At 44.6% G+C, this 20,507-nt stretch carries 19 protein-coding genes and 1 riboswitch; of the genes, 6 read left to right on the top strand and 13 right to left on the bottom strand.

Translation table 11 applies throughout. The features are described 5' to 3' along the window. Positions 1 to 8: 8 nt before the first annotated feature. Both B3J29_RS06835 and gacA read right to left on the bottom strand, forming a co-directional pair. Positions 9 to 1,574, bottom strand: coding sequence for a sensor histidine kinase (locus tag B3J29_RS06835; protein ID WP_175966316.1), 1,566 nt, complete (start codon positions 1,572 to 1,574; stop codon positions 9 to 11). 27 nt (positions 1,575 to 1,601) lie between these two features. After that, entirely contained in the window at positions 1,602 to 2,237 is a 636-nt protein-coding gene (gacA, locus tag B3J29_RS06840; RefSeq protein WP_175966314.1) for a response regulator transcription factor GacA, read from the bottom strand. 217 nt (positions 2,238 to 2,454) lie between these two features. Here gacA and B3J29_RS06845 point away from each other — a divergent pair, with 217 nt between their 5' ends. Then, a complete protein-coding gene (locus B3J29_RS06845; RefSeq protein WP_175966312.1) occupies positions 2,455 to 3,501 on the top strand; it encodes a serine hydrolase in 1,047 nt (348 codons plus the stop codon). Positions 3,502 to 3,559: 58 nt separating this feature from the next. Here the strand turns inward: B3J29_RS06845 and thrC are convergent, their stop codons facing one another. The 4 genes from thrC to xerD form a co-directional block, all read right to left on the bottom strand. Then, on the bottom strand, positions 3,560 to 4,699 hold the full coding sequence (gene thrC / locus B3J29_RS06850; protein ID WP_034703411.1) for a threonine synthase: 1,140 nt from the start codon (positions 4,697 to 4,699) through the stop codon (positions 3,560 to 3,562). A 57-nt stretch (positions 4,700 to 4,756) separates the two neighbouring features. Beyond that, the gene (locus B3J29_RS06855; protein ID WP_005233480.1) at positions 4,757 to 6,061 is read right to left on the bottom strand and encodes a homoserine dehydrogenase; all 1,305 of its coding nucleotides are present in this window, start codon (positions 6,059 to 6,061) and stop codon (positions 4,757 to 4,759) included. Between the two features lie 127 nt (positions 6,062 to 6,188). Continuing rightward, a complete protein-coding gene (locus B3J29_RS06860) occupies positions 6,189 to 7,001 on the bottom strand; it encodes a DsbC family protein (RefSeq protein ID WP_175966310.1) in 813 nt (270 codons plus the stop codon). A gap of 99 nt (positions 7,002 to 7,100) precedes the next feature. Then, the gene (gene xerD / locus B3J29_RS06865; protein WP_175966308.1) at positions 7,101 to 8,018 is read right to left on the bottom strand and encodes a site-specific tyrosine recombinase XerD; all 918 of its coding nucleotides are present in this window, start codon (positions 8,016 to 8,018) and stop codon (positions 7,101 to 7,103) included. Positions 8,019 to 8,194: 176 nt separating this feature from the next. Between xerD and B3J29_RS06870 the strand changes: the two genes are divergently transcribed. The 5 genes from B3J29_RS06870 to ftsW all read left to right on the top strand — a co-directional run bounded on the left by B3J29_RS06870 (position 8,195) and on the right by ftsW (position 13,561). Continuing rightward, positions 8,195 to 8,455, top strand: coding sequence for a FeoA family protein (locus B3J29_RS06870; protein ID WP_034169774.1), 261 nt, complete (start codon positions 8,195 to 8,197; stop codon positions 8,453 to 8,455). Continuing rightward, positions 8,452 to 10,308 (top strand): ferrous iron transporter B, encoded by a 1,857-nt coding sequence (gene feoB, locus B3J29_RS06875; RefSeq protein WP_175966306.1) that lies wholly within the window; start codon positions 8,452 to 8,454, stop codon positions 10,306 to 10,308. The genes B3J29_RS06870 and feoB overlap by 4 nt, the downstream gene beginning before the upstream one ends. Before the next feature lie 57 nt (positions 10,309 to 10,365). Then, on the top strand, positions 10,366 to 10,617 hold the full coding sequence (locus B3J29_RS06880; protein ID WP_175966305.1) for a DUF6587 family protein: 252 nt from the start codon (positions 10,366 to 10,368) through the stop codon (positions 10,615 to 10,617). A 380-nt stretch (positions 10,618 to 10,997) separates the two neighbouring features. Then, positions 10,998 to 12,344 (top strand): UDP-N-acetylmuramoyl-L-alanine--D-glutamate ligase, encoded by a 1,347-nt coding sequence (gene murD, locus B3J29_RS06885; protein ID WP_175966304.1) that lies wholly within the window; start codon positions 10,998 to 11,000, stop codon positions 12,342 to 12,344. A gap of 20 nt (positions 12,345 to 12,364) precedes the next feature. Further along, positions 12,365 to 13,561: a putative lipid II flippase FtsW gene (gene ftsW, locus B3J29_RS06890; protein ID WP_175966303.1), complete on the top strand. Its 1,197-nt coding sequence runs from the start codon at positions 12,365 to 12,367 to the stop codon at positions 13,559 to 13,561. Here ftsW and B3J29_RS06895 read toward each other — a convergent pair. The 7 genes from B3J29_RS06895 to B3J29_RS06925 all read right to left on the bottom strand — a co-directional run bounded on the left by B3J29_RS06895 (position 13,550) and on the right by B3J29_RS06925 (position 20,298). Next, entirely contained in the window at positions 13,550 to 13,810 is a 261-nt protein-coding gene (locus B3J29_RS06895) for a zinc ribbon domain-containing protein (RefSeq protein ID WP_175966302.1), read from the bottom strand. The two genes, ftsW and B3J29_RS06895, sit on opposite strands and share 12 nt — an antisense overlap. A gap of 56 nt (positions 13,811 to 13,866) precedes the next feature. After that, positions 13,867 to 14,787, bottom strand: coding sequence for a tRNA glutamyl-Q(34) synthetase GluQRS (gluQRS, locus tag B3J29_RS06900; RefSeq protein ID WP_228301740.1), 921 nt, complete (start codon positions 14,785 to 14,787; stop codon positions 13,867 to 13,869). Between the two features lie 2 nt (positions 14,788 to 14,789). Beyond that, positions 14,790 to 15,317, bottom strand: a complete 528-nt coding sequence (gene dksA / locus B3J29_RS06905; RefSeq protein WP_004787252.1) for an RNA polymerase-binding protein DksA — start codon at positions 15,315 to 15,317, stop codon at positions 14,790 to 14,792. A 208-nt stretch (positions 15,318 to 15,525) separates the two neighbouring features. Next, positions 15,526 to 16,338 (bottom strand): metallophosphoesterase, encoded by an 813-nt coding sequence (locus B3J29_RS06910; protein ID WP_175966301.1) that lies wholly within the window; start codon positions 16,336 to 16,338, stop codon positions 15,526 to 15,528. Beyond that, positions 16,335 to 16,970, bottom strand: a complete 636-nt coding sequence (locus tag B3J29_RS06915) for an NUDIX domain-containing protein (protein WP_005233495.1) — start codon at positions 16,968 to 16,970, stop codon at positions 16,335 to 16,337. The genes B3J29_RS06910 and B3J29_RS06915 overlap by 4 nt, the downstream gene beginning before the upstream one ends. A 79-nt stretch (positions 16,971 to 17,049) precedes the next feature. Further along, entirely contained in the window at positions 17,050 to 18,945 is a 1,896-nt protein-coding gene (thiC, locus tag B3J29_RS06920; RefSeq protein WP_005233496.1) for a phosphomethylpyrimidine synthase ThiC, read from the bottom strand. Positions 18,946 to 19,035: 90 nt separating this feature from the next. After that, positions 19,036 to 19,164: riboswitch (TPP riboswitch) on the bottom strand. Positions 19,165 to 19,260: 96 nt separating this feature from the next. Further along, on the bottom strand, positions 19,261 to 20,298 hold the full coding sequence (locus B3J29_RS06925; RefSeq protein ID WP_051069696.1) for a hypothetical protein: 1,038 nt from the start codon (positions 20,296 to 20,298) through the stop codon (positions 19,261 to 19,263). Positions 20,299 to 20,507 lie beyond the last annotated feature (209 nt).

The raw sequence follows: 20,507 nt of genomic DNA on the forward strand, positions 1-20,507 counted from the left end.
TATTCCTTTTATGCTGTCACACGTTGACAACTAATCCGAAAGCATGCGCCCTGTTCTTGTGAAATGTAGTTGAGTTGTGCCTGATTGGCTTCACAAAAACTGTGTGATAAATATAGTCCGAGTCCCGTTCCATGGATAGACGTGCTGAAAAAAGGTTTAAATAATAATTCCTGATCATGGGTGGCAACACCAGAGCCAAAATCCCGAACATCTATCCATACCTTATGTTCATATGGGTGAATATTCAATTGAATATGAGATGAATCTGGAGAATTGTGACGGATAGCATTACGAATCAGGTTAATTAGAATCTGACGTAACTGGGCTTCATCGAACTGAATAGCCAGTGGTACATCAATATTAAATTGAATCTGGTCGGCCACATCTGCTAAATCTTCCTGAATAAATAGTGGTATAAATTCATTCAGCTGAATTACGACCGGATGGGTTTCTTTATTCTTCACCATATTCAGGGTGTCCTGAATAATCCGGTCAATACGGGTAGCCTGTCGGCTGATCATCTGATGCAGGACCTGTTGCTGTTCAGGTTCAGAATCGAGATAAAGATCATTGGCCTGTACAATGGCAGCCAGAGGATTGCGAATTTCATGGGCAATACTGGCGGAAAGCTGGCCTAAAGCAGCAAGCTTTAACTGTTGCACCTGCTGATTAAGTTTGCGGGCATCTTGCAGCACGAGCAGAGTCAGAGTCTGGTGCGGCACAATCAGCTTTTGTACCTGCACGTGAATATTATAACGACTCTGTTGGGATTCAAATTGAAACCGCTCGCCATTTTCCAGATTTTCAAAACGGATCAGTTCAAATAAGTCATTTTGAGATTGGTATAACGAAAACCTTTCATGGGCATACATTGGCTCAATGCCGAGCAGATGACAGGCAGCCGGATTACTGAGCACCACATGGTAATTCTCATCTAAGACCAGATAACCAGTTTCAATCTGTTCTAGAATATAGCGGTTAATATTCTGTAAGCGATATAGTTCTAGCGATTGAGAAAAATTCAGGTTTTCCAGAATTTGAAAGCGCCGTACCGCAATTTGTCCCGAGCCATAGACGACAAAAAACAGAAAGGCCAGCAGGGCACTGTTTCCGATATTGGTAAGGGAAGAAAAAGCAAAAATACTGCCGATAAAATGCTGGTAGATAATACTAATCACCGCAATCAGAGTAATGATCAGGGCTTTCTTGGCATCCAGTAATAATGAAGCTGAAAAAATGGTAATAACAAAAATCAGTCCGAGATGGACATTTGGGCCCTGACTGGCCAAGGTCAATAAACTGAGAAAAAAGACATCGCTGGCAAAAATCAGAATGAACTGTGGCTGAATCAGGCGCTTTACCCATCTTAGTGTAAACAGCTGCACAGTATTGACGGCGACGCCAATCATTAAGGCATAGTGATAGAGTTTAGGATACTGATAATCCGCAGTCATATCGGGATAAGTCAGCAGGAAAATCAGCAACAGACCCGTGCTGATAATCAGGCGGTAGGCGCTATACCATAGGCCCAGATGATATTGATTCAGTTCAGAATAACTGGATGTTTGCGCCATAGAAACCGCATTAAGCAGAGGGTTAAATTAAGGTTTAATCAGGCCATAGCGCATTGCAAGATGGGTCAGTTTAACATCACTATCAATATTCAGTTTTTCGAAGATCCGGTAACGGTAAGTATTGACTGTTTTAACACTTACAAACAGCTTGTCGGCAATTTCCTGCGCGCTGATACAGTTCACTACCATCATGGCTACCTGCATTTCACGTTCAGACAGTGCGTCGAAAGGAGACTGCTGGGTATCAGACAGGTAGGAGCTGGCCAGCTGTTCTGCGATATCAGCACTGAAATATTTACCGCCCTGCATGACTTTATTGATGGCACGGACCATCTCTGATACAGGTGCACCCTTGGTGATATAGCCTTTGGCTCCTGCCTTAAGTAAAAGAGAAGGATAAGGCTCTTCAGCCAGGCCACTCACCGCAAGAACTTTGGTTTCAGGAGCAGTCTGTAGTAAACGGCGTGTGGTTTCTACACCACCGATACCTGGCATGTTGACATCTAATAGAACCACATTGGGATGATGCTGACGGACGAGGGTAATTGCTTCTTCACCAGATTCAGCCTGTCCAATCACCTGAACATCCGCATGGTCTTTCAGCATTCTGCAAATTCCAGTACGAACTAATTCATGGTCGTCGACAACTAAAACTGTGATCACCTAGACTCTCCCTCTATTAAAAAATCATTTTTTTGTTACATAAAGCAAAATAAGCTTGCAATGAAACTACAAAATTAGCAATCCTATTCGCAGATTAAATCTGAAACTTATCACATAGTGTCAAGAACAAAAAATGTTCGGCATTGTGTTTAAATGTAAGGCATATTAGAGGTAATACGCAAATCAATCTTACCTCTGTTAGTTGAGTGAAGGAATAGTGAAGAAAATAAACAAGTCTTTAAGGCATCTACTCGGCCTGTCCGTGTTAATCAGCATGAGCACGACAAGTTTTGCTGAAATCATTATGAATTCTGGCACAACAGAGGGCGGATCCAGCATCAGCTGGTCTTCTGATGAAGTCAATCAGCTCATGAATGATAATTTGAGCGTATCTGCTACAGAACCTTCACCACCAGGTTCTGCAACTGTTACGACGACGATTCGTCAGGGCGGTGTACCAGCACCAGCAAAACCTGTGCAGATTATTGATAATAGTCATTTTAGTAATCAACCTCCTGTAAGTGCGCGTGCAGCTTTGGTGATGGATTCACAGACGGGTGAAGTGTTATTCAGTAAAAATACCAATAATGCTTATCCGATTGCGTCGATTACCAAGTTGATGACTGCAGTAGTGATTTCAGATGCGCGTTTGAATATGTCTGAAAAAATTACTTTGCAACAGGCTGATTTTTCCTGTGCAGGCTGTAAGAGCTCAAGTTCTACCTTAAGAGCCGGGGACAGCATGAATCGTGCTGAAGCTTTATTATTTGCTTTGATGAAATCTGAGAACCCAGCTGCAGCTGCATTGGCGCGTACCTATCCAGGCGGTCGTGCAGCCTTCATTGCGAAGATGAATGCCAAAGCTAAAGAGCTGGGCATGAATTCAACCCATTATATGGAATCTACCGGCCTGCATCCTGGCAATGTGTCTTCTGCACGTGATTTGGGGATTCTGGTGAATACTGCTTCACAGTATGGTCTGATCCGTCAATTCTCTACCACTGCCAGCTATGATTTTAACCTTGGCTATCGTGTATTGAAATCGAACAACACCAATTCACTGGTGCGTAATGGTGGCTGGAATATCAACCTGTCTAAAACCGGTTATATCAATGAAGCAGGACGTTGTGTCGTCATGCACACGACCTTGAATAACCGTCCTGTGGTGGTCGTGGTATTAGGTGCGGATTCAACTGCTGCACGTACCAATGATGCGACTCGTCTCATGACCTGGGTGTCTAGCTTGCCTAAACAACGTGTTTAATCTTTTTTAAGCGCATATAAAAAGCCCTGCAATTGCAGGGCTTTTTTGATTCTGTATCTTACATATTTGAAAGAATTGATTCACGAACCTGTTCTAAAGTTGCGTCGATAGACAGCATTACAGCATCAGAACATTGTTTGATCGCAGTATCCGGATCTTTCAGACCGTTACCAGTTACAGTACACACGATCACAGAACCTTCAGCAATTTTACCTGCTTTAATGTCACGGATTGCGCCACCGATTGAAGCTGCAGATGCAGGTTCTACGAATACGCCTTCATACATAGAAAGAAGACGTTGCGCTTCCAGAATCTCGGCATCAGTCAGTTCATCGAACCAACCTTTAGAATCACGAACAACCGCTTTCGCATGGTTCCAGCTTTGTGGATTACCAATACGGATTGCAGTTGCAACAGTCTCAGGATTTTCAACAGGTGCACCACGAAGGAAAGGTGCAGCACCAGAAGCCTGGTAACCTACCATTGTTGGCAGACCTTCAGGTTTAGGACCAGTGAAGGCATCAGTGGCAGCGTCGTAAACCACTTGCTCGAATTGATCAGCAGGTTGATTCGCAACTGCTTCGGTATAACCCATCCAGTGCGCAGTAATGTTACCTGCATTACCTACTGGCAGGCAGTGGTAGTCTGGTGCACGGCCCAATTCATCCACGATCTCGTAAGCAATGGTTTTTTGACCTTGCAGACGGTATGGGTTAATTGAGTTAACAATCGTCACAGGTGCTTTGTCAGCGATTTCTTTTACCAGACGCATACCGTCATCGAAGTTACCGCGGATTTGCATGGTGATTGCACCGTACATCATCGCTTGCGCCATTTTACCCATGGCAATTTTGCCTTCTGGAATTAAAACGAACGCTTTGATACCTGCACGCGCTGCATAAGCTGCTGCAGCTGCTGAAGTATTACCTGTAGATGCACAGATAATGGCTTTAGAGCCTTCTTCAACCGCTTTTGTTACCGCCATGGTCATACCACGGTCTTTAAATGAACCAGTCGGGTTTAAGCCCTCGTACTTCACATAAATTTCAACATTTTTGCCAATAATGCGCGGAATATTCGCAAGCTTAATCAGTGGCGTGTTACCTTCACCCAGAGAAACAGCTTTAGTAGTTGCAGACACTGGTAAACGGTCGCGATAGCGGTCAACTAAACCAGTATAACGATTGGCATTCGACATGATGATGTTCCAATTGTGTGTAGAGCTTGGCAAGGGGAGAGTGTCCCCTCGACCCGATTAATTATCAAGCGATTCTAAACGAATTCGTACAATTTCGCCATGAATGACAGGAAGAGCTTGAATTTGTTTTAACGCTTCATCCATTTTTGCTTCCTTGACAGGATCAGTCAGGATCACGATAGGAATAAGATCTTTCAGACGTGACTGCTGCAGAATTGCATCAATACTGATGCCTTCGCGGCTTAGAATAGAGGTTACTTCAGCCAGTACTCCGGTTTGATCTTCAGCATTGATCCGGATGTAGTATCCAGTCGTCATTTCTTCACGTGGCAGGATTGGCAGGTCACTTAAGCTTTCAAAAGCCAGTTGTGGAATTGTACCAGCACCGTCTTCAGTATAAGAAATATCACGTACGATATCCACGACATCTGCAACTACTGCAGAAGCTGTAGGGCCCGCGCCAGCACCCGCACCGTAATACAGTGTAGGACCAACCGCATTGGCTTGAACTAGAACTGCATTTTTCACACCATTGACATTAGCGATCAATTGCTCTTCAGGAATCAGGGTAGGATGCACGCGGAGTTCGATACCGGTTTCAGCACGACGCGCAATACCGAGGTGTTTGATACGGAAGCCCAAGTCTTCAGCATATTTCACGTCTTGTGCAGTAATTTTGCTGATGCCTTCAGTAAAGACTTTATCAAACTGCAATGGAATACCAAAAGCAATAGAGGCCAGTAATGTCAGTTTATGTGCTGCATCGATTCCTTCTACATCGAAGGTTGGATCGGCTTCTGCATAACCCAGTTCCTGCGCTTCTTTCAGTACATCAGCAAAGGCACGGCCTTTATCTCGCATTTCAGTCAGAATGAAGTTGCCTGTACCGTTGATGATGCCAGCCAGCCAGTCAATCTTGTTGGCTGCCAGACCTTCACGCATCACTTTAATAATTGGAATGCCACCAGCCACCGCTGCCTCGTAAGCAATTTGCACAGCGTTGTCATCGGCAAGTTTGAACAGTTCATTCCCATGTTCAGCCAATAAGGCCTTGTTGGCAGTCACGACCTGTTTGCCATGCAGAATGGCTTCTTTAATCACTTCATAAGCAGGGTGAATACCGCCCATCACTTCAACCACCACATCTACATCAGGTTGACGTACGATGTCGAGCAGATCTGCACTTTGTTTAACTGATTCAGGTAGATCCAGATCAGGACGCGGACGACGCGTACCAACATGGGTAATTTGAATCTCACGACCGGTGCGACGTTTAATCTCAGCAGCATTTTCTTTTAATAGTTTAAGGGCACCACCACCCACAGTACCAAGACCGAGGATTGCCAGACGAACTGGTTTCACGTCACACTCCAAATATAAACAGTTTTTTACGAGAGCCTAGATCATAGCTAAAAAAGCGGCCTGACTCTAGGGTCATTTCAGAATATCTTTATCTATAAAATAAAGTTAAATAACTAATTAAAATGAGTTATTTAAGGCGATCCAATAATTCTGATGTGCTCATATAGCCACCGAGATAAAGTCCTTCAGAACTGTATACACCCGGGGTGCCATTCACACCAATATTAAGACCCATTTGATATTGATCTTTCACAGGATTTTTACAAGTAGTCGGCGTGATAGATCCACCGGCAATGGCTTGGTCGAAGGCTGCACGACGGTCGGAATTACACCAGATGGCTTCCATGGCAGGCATATGCTGCTCGCCACGTGGCCAGGCAATATAACGTACTTCGATACCTTTGCTGTTCATCTCATCCATCTGCTCATGGAATTTGTGACAATACGGACAGCTGACATCGGTAAAGACATAGATTACATGTTTGGTTTTACCTTTGGCTGGATAAATCAACAGGTCTTCAGCTTTAAGGTTTGCAAAGATTTTCTTGTTCGCGTCAGATTGCAGGGTTTCGCTGACATTATGCAGCTCTTTGTCTCCAAGACGAATGACATCGCCCTGAATCAGATATTTGCCATCATTTGTCACATAGACGGGTGCCATACCTTCCAGGCTGACCCAAGACATGTTTGGTACTTCAGTGGATTTAATACCCGTGATTTTTGCGTTAATCCCCGCTTTTTTGAAATGACCTTCGAGCGTTGAAATCAGACGTTGCTGTGCATTACGTTCGCTAAGGTTAGAGGCTTCACCCGTCGCCGGCGCACTTGCTGTAAGCGTATCTTGCTTTTTATCTGAATTATTGGAATTGGAACATGCGCTCAGTCCCAGACCGGTAGCAAGCAGACAAGCGATAAAAATTTTGGTGCGGGCAAATGTCATAATAACCCTTTTTTTCTTGGACTAAAAACAGAGCATTAGCATAGCAAAAAAAGATAGAGCTACGTCAAACTTCTCAGTTTATTCTATTCAAATCAGCTCCTAAGCCCGTGGATGATGGGTTGCATGCAGTTGCTGCATTCTGACTTGTGCCACATGGGTATAGATCTGTGTGGTGGATAAATCACTATGACCTAGCAACATTTGTACTACCCGTAAGTCGGCGCCATGATTGAGTAAATGCGTGGCAAAGGCATGACGCAAAGTATGCGGAGACAGTTCAGCCTGAATTCCGGCCTGGAGTGCATAGCGTTTAATGGCATACCAGAAATTCTGCCGGCTCATGATGCCGCCATACTGGGTGAGGAACAGATAATCACTCGCTGTTTTATACAGTTGCGGACGTGCCTCTTGCAGGTATTTTTCTACCCATTCACAAGCCATCTGTCCCATTGGCACCAGACGTTCTTTATTGCCTTTACCGACAATACGCAAATAGCCTTGTTTTAAATTAATCAGATCGAGACGTAGATTAATCAGTTCTGTCACCCGTAAACCACAGGCATAAAGTACTTCAAACATGGCACGATCACGTAAACCGAGGGCAGTATTAATATCGGGTGCATGAATCAACGCTTCGACATCAGACTCAGACAGGTCTTTTGGCAGGGCACGGCCCAGTTTTGGTGTTTTATGAGCAGCGACCGGATTGTCACTACGTAGTTTTTGTTCCCGCAGGAATTTATAAAAAGAACGTAAGGCGGACAAACATCGTGCAATTGAACGTGGACTTTTTTGCTGTTTGGTCAATTCAATCAGCACATCGGAAATATCATCATGGTCCCATTCCGGTAAAGGTTTGACCAGACATTCAGCACACTGAATCAGATCAGACAAATAGGCATTCCGGGTATGGGGACTCACTGTCTGGGCAATCAGATAATCACGAAAACCCTGTAAGTAACTGAAAGCTTCAGGAATCTGAACTGGACTAGGAATGCGAGGTTTTTTATTCAGCATGATGTTTAATGAAGATAATTTTTAAAAGCGAGAAGCCTGATTGCTATTCTCCACTCTAGTTTAATTTTACGAACATGTCGATGTGCTATACAGCCAAGAAGAAATGTAATTAATACTTATTTGTTAATTATTCTCATTTGTTTGTATACTGTACAAAAGTCTTAGGAATTTTCACGGTGCGTTTGTCTGATTTGAAAGTAAAACAAACTGCCATCATTCGAAAAGTTAATCGAACTACTGATGGTAAAGGCGCTTCCCACGATGTTGTGGCCAGTCGCTTGGAAACTTTAGGTTTTGTACCAGGAACTCAGGTACAAGTCATTACCAAAGGTATTTTTGGTGGGGATCCGATTCTTATTCAGGTGGGGTTTACGCGTTTTGCTTTACGAAAATCGGAAGCGGCCAAGATTGAAATTGAACAGGGAGCGGCGGCATGAGTGATACCTTACGTATTGCCCTTGTCGGTAACCCAAACTGCGGTAAAACCTCTTTATTCAACCATTTAACCGGATCCCGTCAAAAAGTCGGCAACTATGCCGGGGTTACGGTTGAGCGTAAAGTCGGGAATTTTACACTTCCTTCAGGCAAACCGGTACGTGTACTGGATCTGCCAGGAACTTATAGTCTGGATGCGACCAGCCCGGACGAAGAAATTACCCGTAATGTGGTTCAGGGTAAAATTGCAGAAGAAGGCCAGCAAGATACTTTCCTGTGCGTGGTAGATGCAACAAATCTAAAACTGCATCTGGGACTGGTACTGGAAATGATTCAGCTGGGTCGTCCAATGCTGGTGGTGCTGAACATGATGGATGAAGCACGCCGTCGCGGGATGCAGATCAATACCCAGAAACTGTCTGAACGTCTGGGTGTACCTGTGGTTGAAACTGTTGCCGTGCGTACTTCAGGCGTTGAAAACCTGAAAAATGCACTGGATAAAAACAAGTTTTCTGCTCCGCAAACTGAACTCAGCGGTTTGAATGGCGATCACCATCATCAGATTGCCAGTATTCTGAAAGATGTGGTGAATTATGCCGATCAGGAAGATAAACGTACTGATTTCCTGGACAAGATATTCCTGCATCCGGTATTGGGCCTACTTAGCCTAGCCATCATGATGTTTGTGGTGTTTCAGGCGGTCTTTGCCTGGGCTGCACCATTTATGGACGGAATTGAAACTTTCTTCGGCTGGCTGGGCGAGTACATGGGTGGACTGATCGCTCATCCTTTATTAAACAGCTTAGTGGTTGACGGGATTATTGCCGGTGCGGGTGGGGTCGTGGTCTTCCTGCCGCAGATTCTGATTCTGTTCTTCTTTATTCTGGTTTTGGAAGAGTCCGGGTATTTACCACGTGCCGCCTTCCTGCTGGATAAATTGATGTTTAAGGCAGGTCTTTCGGGTCGTGCTTTCATCCCTCTATTGTCCAGCTTTGCCTGTGCCGTGCCGGGGATTATGGCTTCAAGAACGATTAGTGATCCACGTGACCGTCTGACCACAATTTTTGTAGCACCACTGATGACCTGTTCTGCACGTCTGCCAGTATATGCGTTGCTGATTGCAGCCTTCATTCCTAAGCAAACTGTGTGGGGCTTCATGAACCTGCAAGGTCTAGTGTTATTTGGTCTGTATATGGCCGGTATTCTAAGTGCACTGATTGTTTCCTTTATCTTGAAATTTTTCCATAAAGACAAGTCTCAGCACATGCTGTTGATGGAGCTGCCAAGTTACCGTTTCCCGGATGTTAAAAACGTCTGGATTGGTTTGCTTGATCGCGGCAGAATCTTCTTGAAGCGTGTCGGTGGCATCATCTTTGCGTTATCTATCCTGCTTTGGTTCCTGTGTACGTTCCCGCAGCCGCCAGAAGGTGCAACTTTACCGGATATCGATTATTCCTTTGCCGGGATGCTCGGTCATGTGATGCAACCTATTTTTGCACCATTGGGCTTTAACTGGCAGATCTGTATTGCACTGATTCCGGCGATGGCAGCGCGTGAAGTTGTCGTGGCAGCATTGGGTACGGTTTATGCCTTGTCTGCAGTTGATGAAGATGCCATGTCTGAGGGTCTGGCGGCACTGATTAGTGGCGGCGGTGATTTAGGCTGGTCGATCGCGACCGGCTTGTCTCTACTGGTCTGGTTTATTTATGCACCACATTGTCTGGCGACCTTAGCCACTGTGAAGCGTGAAACCGGTTCATGGAAAACGGTCAGCTTTATGACCTTCTACCTGTTTGGTTTGGCATATTTCATGTCATTCCTGACTTATCAAATTGCATCACATTATTTGGGTTAAACTGGCTGAAGGGAAACCTTGGCTAGATCTGAATGATCATGTGAATGGGAGATTGAGATGATTGAAATTCTGATTGTAGCGGTACTGGTTGTCTGGAGTGCGCTAGTGGTATTTAAAAAGGTATTTCCGAATACTTCACGCTCAGTCTTCCAGAAGTTGTCTGATGCCTGTGCAGCCAAGGACTGGCATACGCTGGCGAAATGGTTAAAACCGGCTATGGCCAGTGGCTGTGGTGGTAACTGTGCCTGCCCGGCATCGGAACAAAGTTCGGATGCTAAGCCTAAAGCTCAGGCAGTGAAATGGAAGTAAATTTTCATTCTGTTTGAGAATAAAAACTGAGCATGCAAATGAGTAGGGGGAGTTTAGAAATAAGCTCCCTCATTTTTTTATTTTTTAGAAACTTATTGATTTATCTGGGTGAGAAGAATCCACTATTTTTCTATATATGAATGGAAACGTTATCTGATTTTCCTTTCAAGTTATGGATAGCATGGTCTTAACTTTTATTCCCATAATGACGCCAATAAAAATTTATTAATTATTAAACCGATTAAAGATGAAGATTGAACGATATTTTTTTACGCCCTGACACAAAAAATGCCAGAGAAAGTCAAAACAGAAAAAGCATTCAAAACAGCAAAGTGCTACCATTTCGTCAGTTTTAAAATAGACCAGAAAATGGGGCGAAAATGTTAATACAACGTGGTGGATTAAAAGTCGTTGCAGGACTCGGAATTTCAGGTGTTGCAGCGGTCAACTTCTTACATGACCAGGGCTACCGCGTTGCAGTAACGGACTCAAGAGCTACCCCACCGGGACATGACCAGATTCCTGCGGAAGTACAGACCAGTTTTGGCAAGTTTGACCAGAATCTGTTGCTCTCTGCCGAAGAAATTATCATCAGTCCGGGACTCGATCCAAAACTGCCTGAGATTCAAGCAGCACTGGCACAAGGTATTCCTGTGGTAAGTGAAATCCAGATTTTACGTCGTGCGACGGATAAGCCGATTGTGGCCATTACCGGTTCAAATGCCAAAAGTACCGTAACGACTTTAATCGGTCTTATGGCAGCGAATGCGGGTAAAAAAGTGGCAGTTGGGGGGAATCTTGGTCGTCCAGCACTGGATCTGACCAAAGATGATCCTGAACTGTATATTTTGGAATTGTCGAGCTTCCAGTTAGAAACCACATCAAACTTGCAGGCTGAAGTGGCTGTTGTTCTAAATATGAGTGAAGACCATCTGGATCGTCATGGCGACATGATGGGTTATCACACCGCCAAACACCGTATTTTCCAAGGTGTAAAAAAAGTGGTGTTTAACCGTGATGATTCACTGACCCGTCCACTGGTTCCAGATGCAATACCGATGCAGAGCTTTGGTTTGAATGCACCGGACATCAACCAGTACGGTATTCTCAAAGATACAGACGGCACAATCTGGCTGGCACGTGGTCGTGAACGTCTGCTCAAAAGTTCTGACATGTATATTCAAGGTACCCATAATGTGGCAAATGCCTTGGCTTGCTTAGCTTTAGGTGAAGCGATTGGCCTACCAATGGACATTATGCTGGACACTTTAAAAACCTTTAAAGGTCTGGAACACCGCTGTGAATTCGTTAAAGAAGTCAATGGGGTACGTTATTATAATGACTCCAAAGGAACCAACATTGGTGCAACACTGGCAGCACTTGATGGTCTAGGCATGGCGATCGAAGCTCAAGGTGGCAAGGTTGCTATTATTCTTGGCGGTCAAGGTAAAGGCCAGGACTTTACTGCTTTACGTGACTCATTATCTAAGTATGCGAAAGTAGCCGTATTGATTGGTGTGGACCGCCCAATTATTGAAGAAGCGATTGCGGGTACGACTGAATTGATTCATGCGGAAAGCCTGCAGGAAGCAGTAGAAATTTGCCAGAAGCGCACTCAGGCACATGATGTCGTGTTATTGTCTCCTGCATGTGCAAGTTTTGACATGTTCTCCGGTTATCCGGAACGTGGTCGCAAGTTTGTGGCCTATGTGAATGAACTCAATTAAGAATAACAAGGATTCGTGATATGGCTGAGTTTGCTCAGACTGCGATCAATAAAATTAATCAATTTTATCAGCAGTGGGTACCTAAGCTGCCCGCTGAAGTTAATCCGCGTAATGTGCTGATTTTTTGTGTACTGGCTTTGCTGTGCATCGGTTCGATCATGGTGGCATCGGCTTCGATGCCTTATGCGGAACGGATGCATGAAAATGCTTTCCACTATGTAACCCGACATGCAATCTCGATTCTGGTTGCGGCGGGTGCAGCCTTTCTAGCTTATAAAGTTCCATTAAAAGTCTGGTTCAATAACACCTTCTTTTTATGGATTATTACTATTGTTTTGCTGGTCGCCGTACTCTTTGTCGGGACTGAGGTAAACGGCTCCAAGCGCTGGATTCGGGTAGCCGGTTTTACCTTGCAGGCTTCGGAAGTCGCCAAGGTCATGATGGCGATTTTTACCGCTGACTACGTCGTGCGCCGTGCTGAAGAGGTTCGTAATAATATCAAGGGCTTGGTACGTTTAAGCGCCATCATGGGTGCAACCGTTGGTCTGATTATTCTTGAGCCTGACTTGGGTGCAACGGTGGTAATTACCCTGACCATGCTCGGTGTATTCTTTCTGGCAGGTGCTCCCTGGATTCAGTTCGGTGTCGCTTTTATTACTTTATTGGGTGCATTTGCTGCTGCGATTGCTCTGGAACCTTATCGTTTACAACGTTTAATGTCTTTCTCGAATCCTTGGGAAGATCCGCTTGGTACAGGTTATCAGCTTTCCAATGCCTTGATGGCGTTTGGTCGTGGTGAATGGACGGGAGTAGGGCTAGGCCACAGTATCCAGAAAATGTCATATCTTCCTGAAGCTCATACTGACTTTATGTTGGCGATCTTAGGGGAAGAATTTGGTTTCTTGGGTATTTCTATCATTCTGATTCTGTCCTTTACCGTGATGGTCTGCTGTATCCGGATTGGACATCGTGCCTTGCAGCATCAATACTTGCGCGCAGGTTATCTGGCTTATGGGATCAGTATCATTTTCCTGTTACAGATTCTGGTAAACGCTGGTATGAATATGGGCCTATTGCCAACCAAAGGTTTGACCCTGCCATTTATTAGTTATGGCGGTTCATCACTAATTGTCTGTGCGGTGATGATCAGTTTGATTCTGAAAATTGACTCAACCACTCAACAGGTCAATCCAAGCCGGGAAGAATCAAGCTTCTAGATTAGACGAGCGCTGTGGATCAGGCTGAGCATGGTCAAGTACTGTGCTCGGCATGACAGTTCCACAATTCAGGCAACGCACAAAAGTACTTTTTGCCTTGGAAAGTGGAACTAGCGGAATAAAAAATAAAGAAAAATAATTACGCTGCTGTTTTAGTTCATACCCAGAACGAGTTCTGCAAACTGGACAAAGAAACTGGCTTTTTTCAATGACCTTGGTTTTCGGTCCTATACCAAAAATAAAAAACATTGTTATGGTTCTCACTCGCCTTTGTTATTGCTTTTAGCTTAAGTGAAAACTCTCTTTTATAAATAGTGACCTTGTAGCTCAGTTGTATGCGGGATTCGGGAGATGTCCCATTGTGCGACGGCTTGTTTGAGCATACGAGCAGGGCGATCCAGTTCTACGGGCACCTGACATAGGGCTTGAAGTGCTTGTTGCAAGAGCAGGGGAGCCTGATCAAGATCCAGTGCTTGCGCCAAGTTTTGTTTGGACAGTTTCTGGCCCTGATCATTCATTGCCAGTGGTAAATGCATATAGCTTAAACGCGGATAATCTAACAATTGACCCAGATAAATCTGACGTTCGGTATTATCTAAAAGATCTGCACCGCGAACTACATGGGTCATGCCTTGCAGATAGTCATCGACTACGACTGCCAACTGATAATTGATGATGCCATCACGACGTTTCAGTACAAAGTCACCCAAGTCTTTTTTCAGCTTTGAACAGTGTTGACCTTGCAGGCGATCTTCAAAACAGATTTCAACATCTTCAACCTTGACCCGAATTGCTTGATGTTCAAAAGGCAAACCTAAGTCACGACAGGTGTCTTGGTAAATATGATTGGAGCCCAGCATTTTGCGGGTACATTGACAGGCATAAACCAGACCCTGCTGGCGCAGTTGCTGAATGACATTTTCGTAAATATCCAGACGCTCTTTCTGGTAGATGATTTCGCCATATGGCTCGAATTCAAAAGCATCCATTGCATGTAGAATATGTTCTTCGCTGCCGGGATAAATTCGCGGGATGTCTGTATCTTCAATACGGACTAGCCAGCGCCCCTGATGGGCTTTGGCATCGCAGTAACTAGCGACTGCGGTAATGAGGGAACCAAAATGCAAAGGGCCGGTTGGCGATGGCGCGAACCGGCCCACGTAATTCTCTTCAGCTTTCCCTCCCTTTGATAAAGGGAGGGTCAGGGAGGGATTACTTAAAGACATGCTTAACCGTTATTTTGCTTCTCTTTGATCTCTGCCAAAGTCTTGCAGTCGATACATAAAGTTGCAGTTGGACGTGCTTCCAGACGGCGCAGACCAATCTCGATACCACAAGTTTCACAGAAACCGTAGTCATCATTTTTAATTGCTTCGATAGATTGCTCGATTTTGCGGATCAGTTTACGTTCACGGTCACGAGTACGAAGTTCGATGGCAAATTCTTCTTCCTGAGTCGCACGGTCGTTTACATCAGGGAGCGCAGTGTTTTCGTCTTGCATCGTATTTAAAGTACGATCAACTTCTGACATCAGTTCAGCTTTCCATGCCATCAAAATTTGGCGGAAGTGTTCAAGCTGCCCTTCAGACATGTATTCTTCATTTTTTTTAGGTTGATAAGGTTCAATACCAAATAAGCTAGCAGTAGAACCACCCTCAGTCGTTTTCGGCTTAGATTTGCGCACACGTTTTGTAGGTTTTTCCTCTACAACATCAGTTTGTTCGTCTAAGACTTGATTTTGGTTGTCATTCGCCATTTAGGGCATTCCTCATCATATGCGTATGTAATACGCAAAAAATATGGTGATATGCAATTTTTATCCACCCTGTAGAAAGATTATCCTCCTACGGGGGTCGTCATCATATAGACTTTTTATGCTTTTTGATAGTCTTTGATGTCTGGATTATAGATATCACATTTCCTTTGGTTGCAATAAAGTAATTCAAAAAAAATAAAATGCAAAGTTAATAACCTGAAATTTCGGTATTAATATTTTGCTGGCTTAAGGCCACACGTTCGATATGTGTATCGAACTCCCCATTTTGTTTCAAATGTAATACACGATAGCCAGGTGTCGCCTGGTCTAGCGCGAATTCATCACTCTTGGGTTTGAACTGTACACTGGTCGATGGCGTTGATAAAAACTGGATACCGTGCCATTTATTGCAGGAATCCTGATGTACATGACCAAATAGAACCAACTTCACATTCTGGTGCCGGGCCAGTACATCTTTTAGATCTTCAGCATTCTTTAGCCGGTGCTGATCAATCCAGTGCGACTTCATCGCAAAAGGATGATGATGGCAAGCCACAACCACATACTGATTTCGGTATTCAAGCAATAATTGATCCAGCTGTTCCAGTTGAGCCTGTTCTACCCAACCATCTATCCGATCCTGGACTGCACTATTCAGTAAAATCAGGGTCCAGTTGCCAAAATGAATCGCATGAGCCTGATCTCGATCCTGATAAAAAGGAAAGACCTTGATGTCATCATGATTGCCCGGAATCTGGTAATAGGGCACCTGGCAAGACTGGATATATTCTAAATAACGCGTATAGGTTTGTGCGAACGGCACCTGTGCCAGATCACCAGTATGTACGAGTGCATCCATTTCTGGAAAATTGTGTTGAATATGCTGCATGACTTCATGGAAGCTCTGCTCGGGATTCATATTCGCGAATTCCAGATTGGGCTGATCCATCAAGTGGGTGTCAGAAATCTGGATAATGGTCCATTCTTGTGGTGATGCAGGATTGAATTGTTCCGATGTCATGTCTGCTCCCTTAAACCTGACGGGACAGCCTGCTGATGCTGCTGTAGCCATTGCAGTGCCATAATCACAGGTGCATTTCTAAGGCGACCATTACTCAGCAGGGTCGGAATATCGGCATAATCCAGAATGTGCAGCTGGATATTTTCCCCTTCATCCGGCATGCCAAAAACACCGCCTTCTTCAGGCAGTTCAGTCTGGGCGACATAAAGATGAAACAGTTCCGAGCAGGCACCGGCAGAAGGATAGAAACTGAAAAGATGCTGCAAGGAATCAATGGTACAACCTGACTCTTCGAAAACTTCGCGGCGAATACAGGTCTCAGGCGTTTCATTGCCATCCAGTACACCGGCAATGACTTCTAGTTGCCATGGCGTATCCTGATCATCCAGTCCCCCAATACGGAACTGTTCAATCAAGCCGAATTTTTGCTGCTGATCGTTATACAGCAGTACCCCAGCGGCTTCAGGACGATGGATGAGCTCACGCTGCAATGCAGGTGTATAAGATTCCTGATGGAAGACACGGTGACGTAACGTGACTTTTTCCACCTGAATAAATCCCCGATATAAAAACTCACGGGCCTCTATCCTAAAATCTTTTTTATTATAAGAGGCTTGTTTAATAATATTCATAACTCAGAAAAGGATGAAATAACTTATTTTTTTCATCCTATCTGAGATTTTTATGAAAACAACTGTTTTTTTTACAGTTTTACACCTTGTGGTACAATTTTTGACCAGAGCTATGGAAATCGTTTTTCATCTGGTTAAGTCCGGCTTCAATCTCTGCCTGCGTTACAGCCGGGGTCTCATCAGCAGATAACTGGCTGGCATAATCCCGCACATTCTGGGTGATTTTCATTGAACAGAACTTCGGTCCGCACATCGAGCAGAAGTGAGCTGATTTATGCGCCGCTTTTGGCATGGTTTCATCATGCATGCTGCGTGCTGTGTCCGGATCCAGGCTCAGGTTAAACTGGTCTTCCCAGCGGAACTCAAAACGGGCTTTAGACAGGGCATTGTCACGGGCTTGAGCACCTGGATGACCTTTGGCCAAGTCGGCAGCATGTGCAGCAATCTTGTAGGTAATGATGCCGTCTTTCACATCTTTCTTGTTCGGCAAGCCTAAATGTTCTTTCGGTGTCACGTAGCAAAGCATTGCCGTACCGTACCAGCCAATCATCGCGGCACCAATCGCCGAAGTAATGTGGTCATAACCCGGTGCGATATCTGTGGTTAATGGCCCAAGTGTATAGAAAGGTGCTTCCTTACAGACTTCCAGCTGCAGATCCATATTTTCCTTGATCATATGCATCGGTACATGCCCCGGACCTTCGATCATCACCTGAACATCATGTTCCCAGGCACGATGCGTTAGTTCACCCAAAGTGCGCAGTTCAGCAAATTGTGCTTCGTCATTGGCATCCTGAATACAGCCCGGACGTAAGCCATCCCCGAGGCTGAAAGACACATCATAGGCTTTCATGATTTCGCAGATTTCATCGAAATGGGTATAAAGGAAGTTTTCCTGATGATGTGCCAGACACCACTGTGCCATGATCGAACCACCACGTGACACAATACCAGTCAGACGATTTGCGGTCAGCGGTACATAACGCAATAACACACCGGCATGAATCGTGAAGTAATCCACGCCCTGTTCAGCCTGTTCAATCAAGGTATCTTTAAATATTTCCCAAGTCAGGTCTTCAGCTACACCGTTGACTTTTTCTAGAGCCTGATAAATTGGGACTGTACCAATTGGCACTGGTGAGTTACGGATAATCCATTCACGGGTTTCATGGATGTTTTGACCAGTCGACAGATCCATAATGGTGTCGGCACCCCAGCGGGTGGCCCAGGTCATTTTTGACACTTCTTCTTCAATACTTGAACCCAGCGCAGAGTTTCCGATATTGGCATTAATTTTTACCAGGAAATTGCGACCAATAATCATTGGTTCCAGTTCAGGGTGATTGATATTGGCAGGAATAATGGCACGGCCTGCAGCTACTTCCTGACGGACAAATTCAGGCGTGATTTCCTGTAAATTTTTGGCACCAAAATTCTGTCCCGGATGCTGGCGCATATCGGTACCTTCCAGCTGACGCAGGTTTTCCCGGATCGCGATATATTCCATTTCCGGCGTAATAATGCCCTGTTTGGCATAATGCATCTGGGTCACATTCTGGCCATGTTTAGCCCGGCGTGGTTTCTGAATATGGGCAAAGCGGATGTTGGCAGTACGGATATCACGTAAGCGTTGGCGACCGAACTCAGAGCTTAAATCGTCCAGCATTTCTGTGTCATTACGCTGTTCAATCCAGCCTTCACGTAGATTTGGCAGGCCTTTATTCAGATCAATTTCAACGTTTGGATCGGTATAAACCCCTGAAGTGTCATAGACCATCAGCGGTGCATTATATTCACCACCTAGGCCAGTCGGGGTTTCGCTAAGAGAAATTTCCCGCATGGGTACCTGAATATCAGGACGTGAACCTTGCAGATAGACTTTACGGGAAGCCGGCAGAATGCGGGTCAGATCACGCGCTTCCTGTTCGTGTGGAGTAAGGGGAGTTTCAGAAGAAAGATTCGTTAACTGGCTCATTGCAATGATCCTTATGAATGACATCAACGAATCAAGCACGACCAAAAACGTGGACAGAATTATCAGGGAGTAGATAAAACAAGGGTAGTCGTTTTTAGATGGCTTGATTCCTACGCAGGTATTAACCTGATCAGGTTCAACGGTACTCACTATCAAATGGCCGAAAAGGCTGATTTAAGTGATCTCAGCGAGTTATTACTCGCGCTCCGTCAAGCGAGGCTAAATCTTAGCTTAGTTGGTATTTAAAAAGTAGCTTTAAATTGGAAGGGGATGCTGATTTTTGGCTATCTCATCGATTTTTAAGAAAAGATTGTTTTAAAGACAGATGGCATCCTTAAAACAGTCTTTACCGTAGTTCTGTGAGGGTGGGGTGACTTGGGCATAATATAAAATCTGTTCAGTGCTGGAACGGTTACGATAATCCGCAGCTAAGGCACGCTGACGCTGTTCAGGATTCATGTCCAGAAACTCTAAAAATAATTGTGCCTGTGTCGATAACTTGGATTTCTGACCACGCGCCAGACCGATAATAGTTTCCAGATGGCTGGTTTCTACCGAATAACGATCACGATAATCTTCAGAGATTGGTGATTGCTCGCTGCCTCTAAACAGGAAATAAGTATATTGTTTCAGCAGATATTCGGCATCACGCTGATAGCTGCTTTTCGGATAGGTTTGCAGATAATCTTCCCAGAACAGAGCGCGAGCGGCAATATTGGCGGCTTCAAGCTGCAAACGTTTTTCGACCAAGACCGGTTCCATATTCTGCTCAGCCAGATTTTCAATAAATACCTTTTCGGCAGCCGGTAAATACGGTGCAAAGATACGCGCCAAGTATTCCGGGCTACGACGATATTGCAGCGTGCCATTGCCCTGATCCAGCAGTTCTACATAGGCCTGACCTTTATGCTTCAATAAATACTGGTCACGCGTAGTTAACTGTTCAAAGTGGCTTTGCTGAATGGTGGGATGTTGAGCCATTTCCAAGGCATATTGCTCGAAAGCACGTTGCTGGAATTCGGTACGTTCCACATGCAGGAAGCGTTGATACATTTCAGTAGAACGCTGCATCAGGTGTTTCTGCTCGGCCAGTTCCATCAGCGGCAGACACACTTTAAGATCCTGATTAATCTGTTCCAGTGCAAAAGTGGTGCGCTGTTCATTAATCTGGGACATGTTTTTTTCAATATTTTCACACATGAGGGTGAAATCGTTCGCGGGAGATTGAACGGTTTTAACCTCGGCCTGTTCCATTTCAACCTGCGGTTCTGAGGATTGCTGGCATCCGCCTACGAACAGCAAACTGCTGAAAACAAAACAAACTTTGAATATCGAATGAATTCGCGTTAACACTATGCTTCAGGACTCTATATAGATGAAATCAGAAATAACTGCCTTACTGGGAGCTATATTGTATAGATCTAATTCAAGTTCTATGTGTAGTATTGTGAATGGCTTTGTTAAGCTAGGATGCAGGATGGGGAAAGTAGGAGGAATATTGAATAAAATCGTGGATCTATAAGAGAAAAGTAATAAAAGTCATACGTAAAAAATCAAAAGAA

This window comes from Acinetobacter sp. UBA5984 (genome assembly GCF_002429925.1).
GTDB lineage: Bacteria > Pseudomonadota > Gammaproteobacteria > Pseudomonadales > Moraxellaceae > Acinetobacter > Acinetobacter variabilis.

Excerpts from the sequence above, each read along its gene's own strand:
- B3J29_RS06835 (WP_175966316.1), bottom strand. The coding sequence starts at position 1,574 with ATGGCGCAAACATCCAGTTATTCTGAACTGAATCAATATCATCTGGGC.
- thrC (WP_034703411.1), bottom strand. The coding sequence starts at position 4,699 with ATGTCGAATGCCAATCGTTATACTGGTTTAGTTGACCGCTATCGCGAC.
- B3J29_RS06860 (WP_175966310.1), bottom strand. The coding sequence starts at position 7,001 with ATGACATTTGCCCGCACCAAAATTTTTATCGCTTGTCTGCTTGCTACC.
- xerD (WP_175966308.1), bottom strand. The coding sequence starts at position 8,018 with ATGCTGAATAAAAAACCTCGCATTCCTAGTCCAGTTCAGATTCCTGAA.
- feoB (WP_175966306.1), top strand. The coding sequence starts at position 8,452 with ATGAGTGATACCTTACGTATTGCCCTTGTCGGTAACCCAAACTGCGGT.
- B3J29_RS06880 (WP_175966305.1), top strand. The coding sequence starts at position 10,366 with ATGATTGAAATTCTGATTGTAGCGGTACTGGTTGTCTGGAGTGCGCTA.
- murD (WP_175966304.1), top strand. The coding sequence starts at position 10,998 with ATGTTAATACAACGTGGTGGATTAAAAGTCGTTGCAGGACTCGGAATT.
- ftsW (WP_175966303.1), top strand. The coding sequence starts at position 12,365 with ATGGCTGAGTTTGCTCAGACTGCGATCAATAAAATTAATCAATTTTAT.
- B3J29_RS06895 (WP_175966302.1), bottom strand. The coding sequence starts at position 13,810 with ATGTTTTTTATTTTTGGTATAGGACCGAAAACCAAGGTCATTGAAAAA.
- gluQRS (WP_228301740.1), bottom strand. The coding sequence starts at position 14,787 with ATGTCTTTAAGTAATCCCTCCCTGACCCTCCCTTTATCAAAGGGAGGG.
- dksA (WP_004787252.1), bottom strand. The coding sequence starts at position 15,317 with ATGGCGAATGACAACCAAAATCAAGTCTTAGACGAACAAACTGATGTT.
- B3J29_RS06910 (WP_175966301.1), bottom strand. The coding sequence starts at position 16,338 with ATGACATCGGAACAATTCAATCCTGCATCACCACAAGAATGGACCATT.
- B3J29_RS06915 (WP_005233495.1), bottom strand. The coding sequence starts at position 16,970 with ATGAATATTATTAAACAAGCCTCTTATAATAAAAAAGATTTTAGGATA.
- thiC (WP_005233496.1), bottom strand. The coding sequence starts at position 18,945 with ATGAGCCAGTTAACGAATCTTTCTTCTGAAACTCCCCTTACTCCACAC.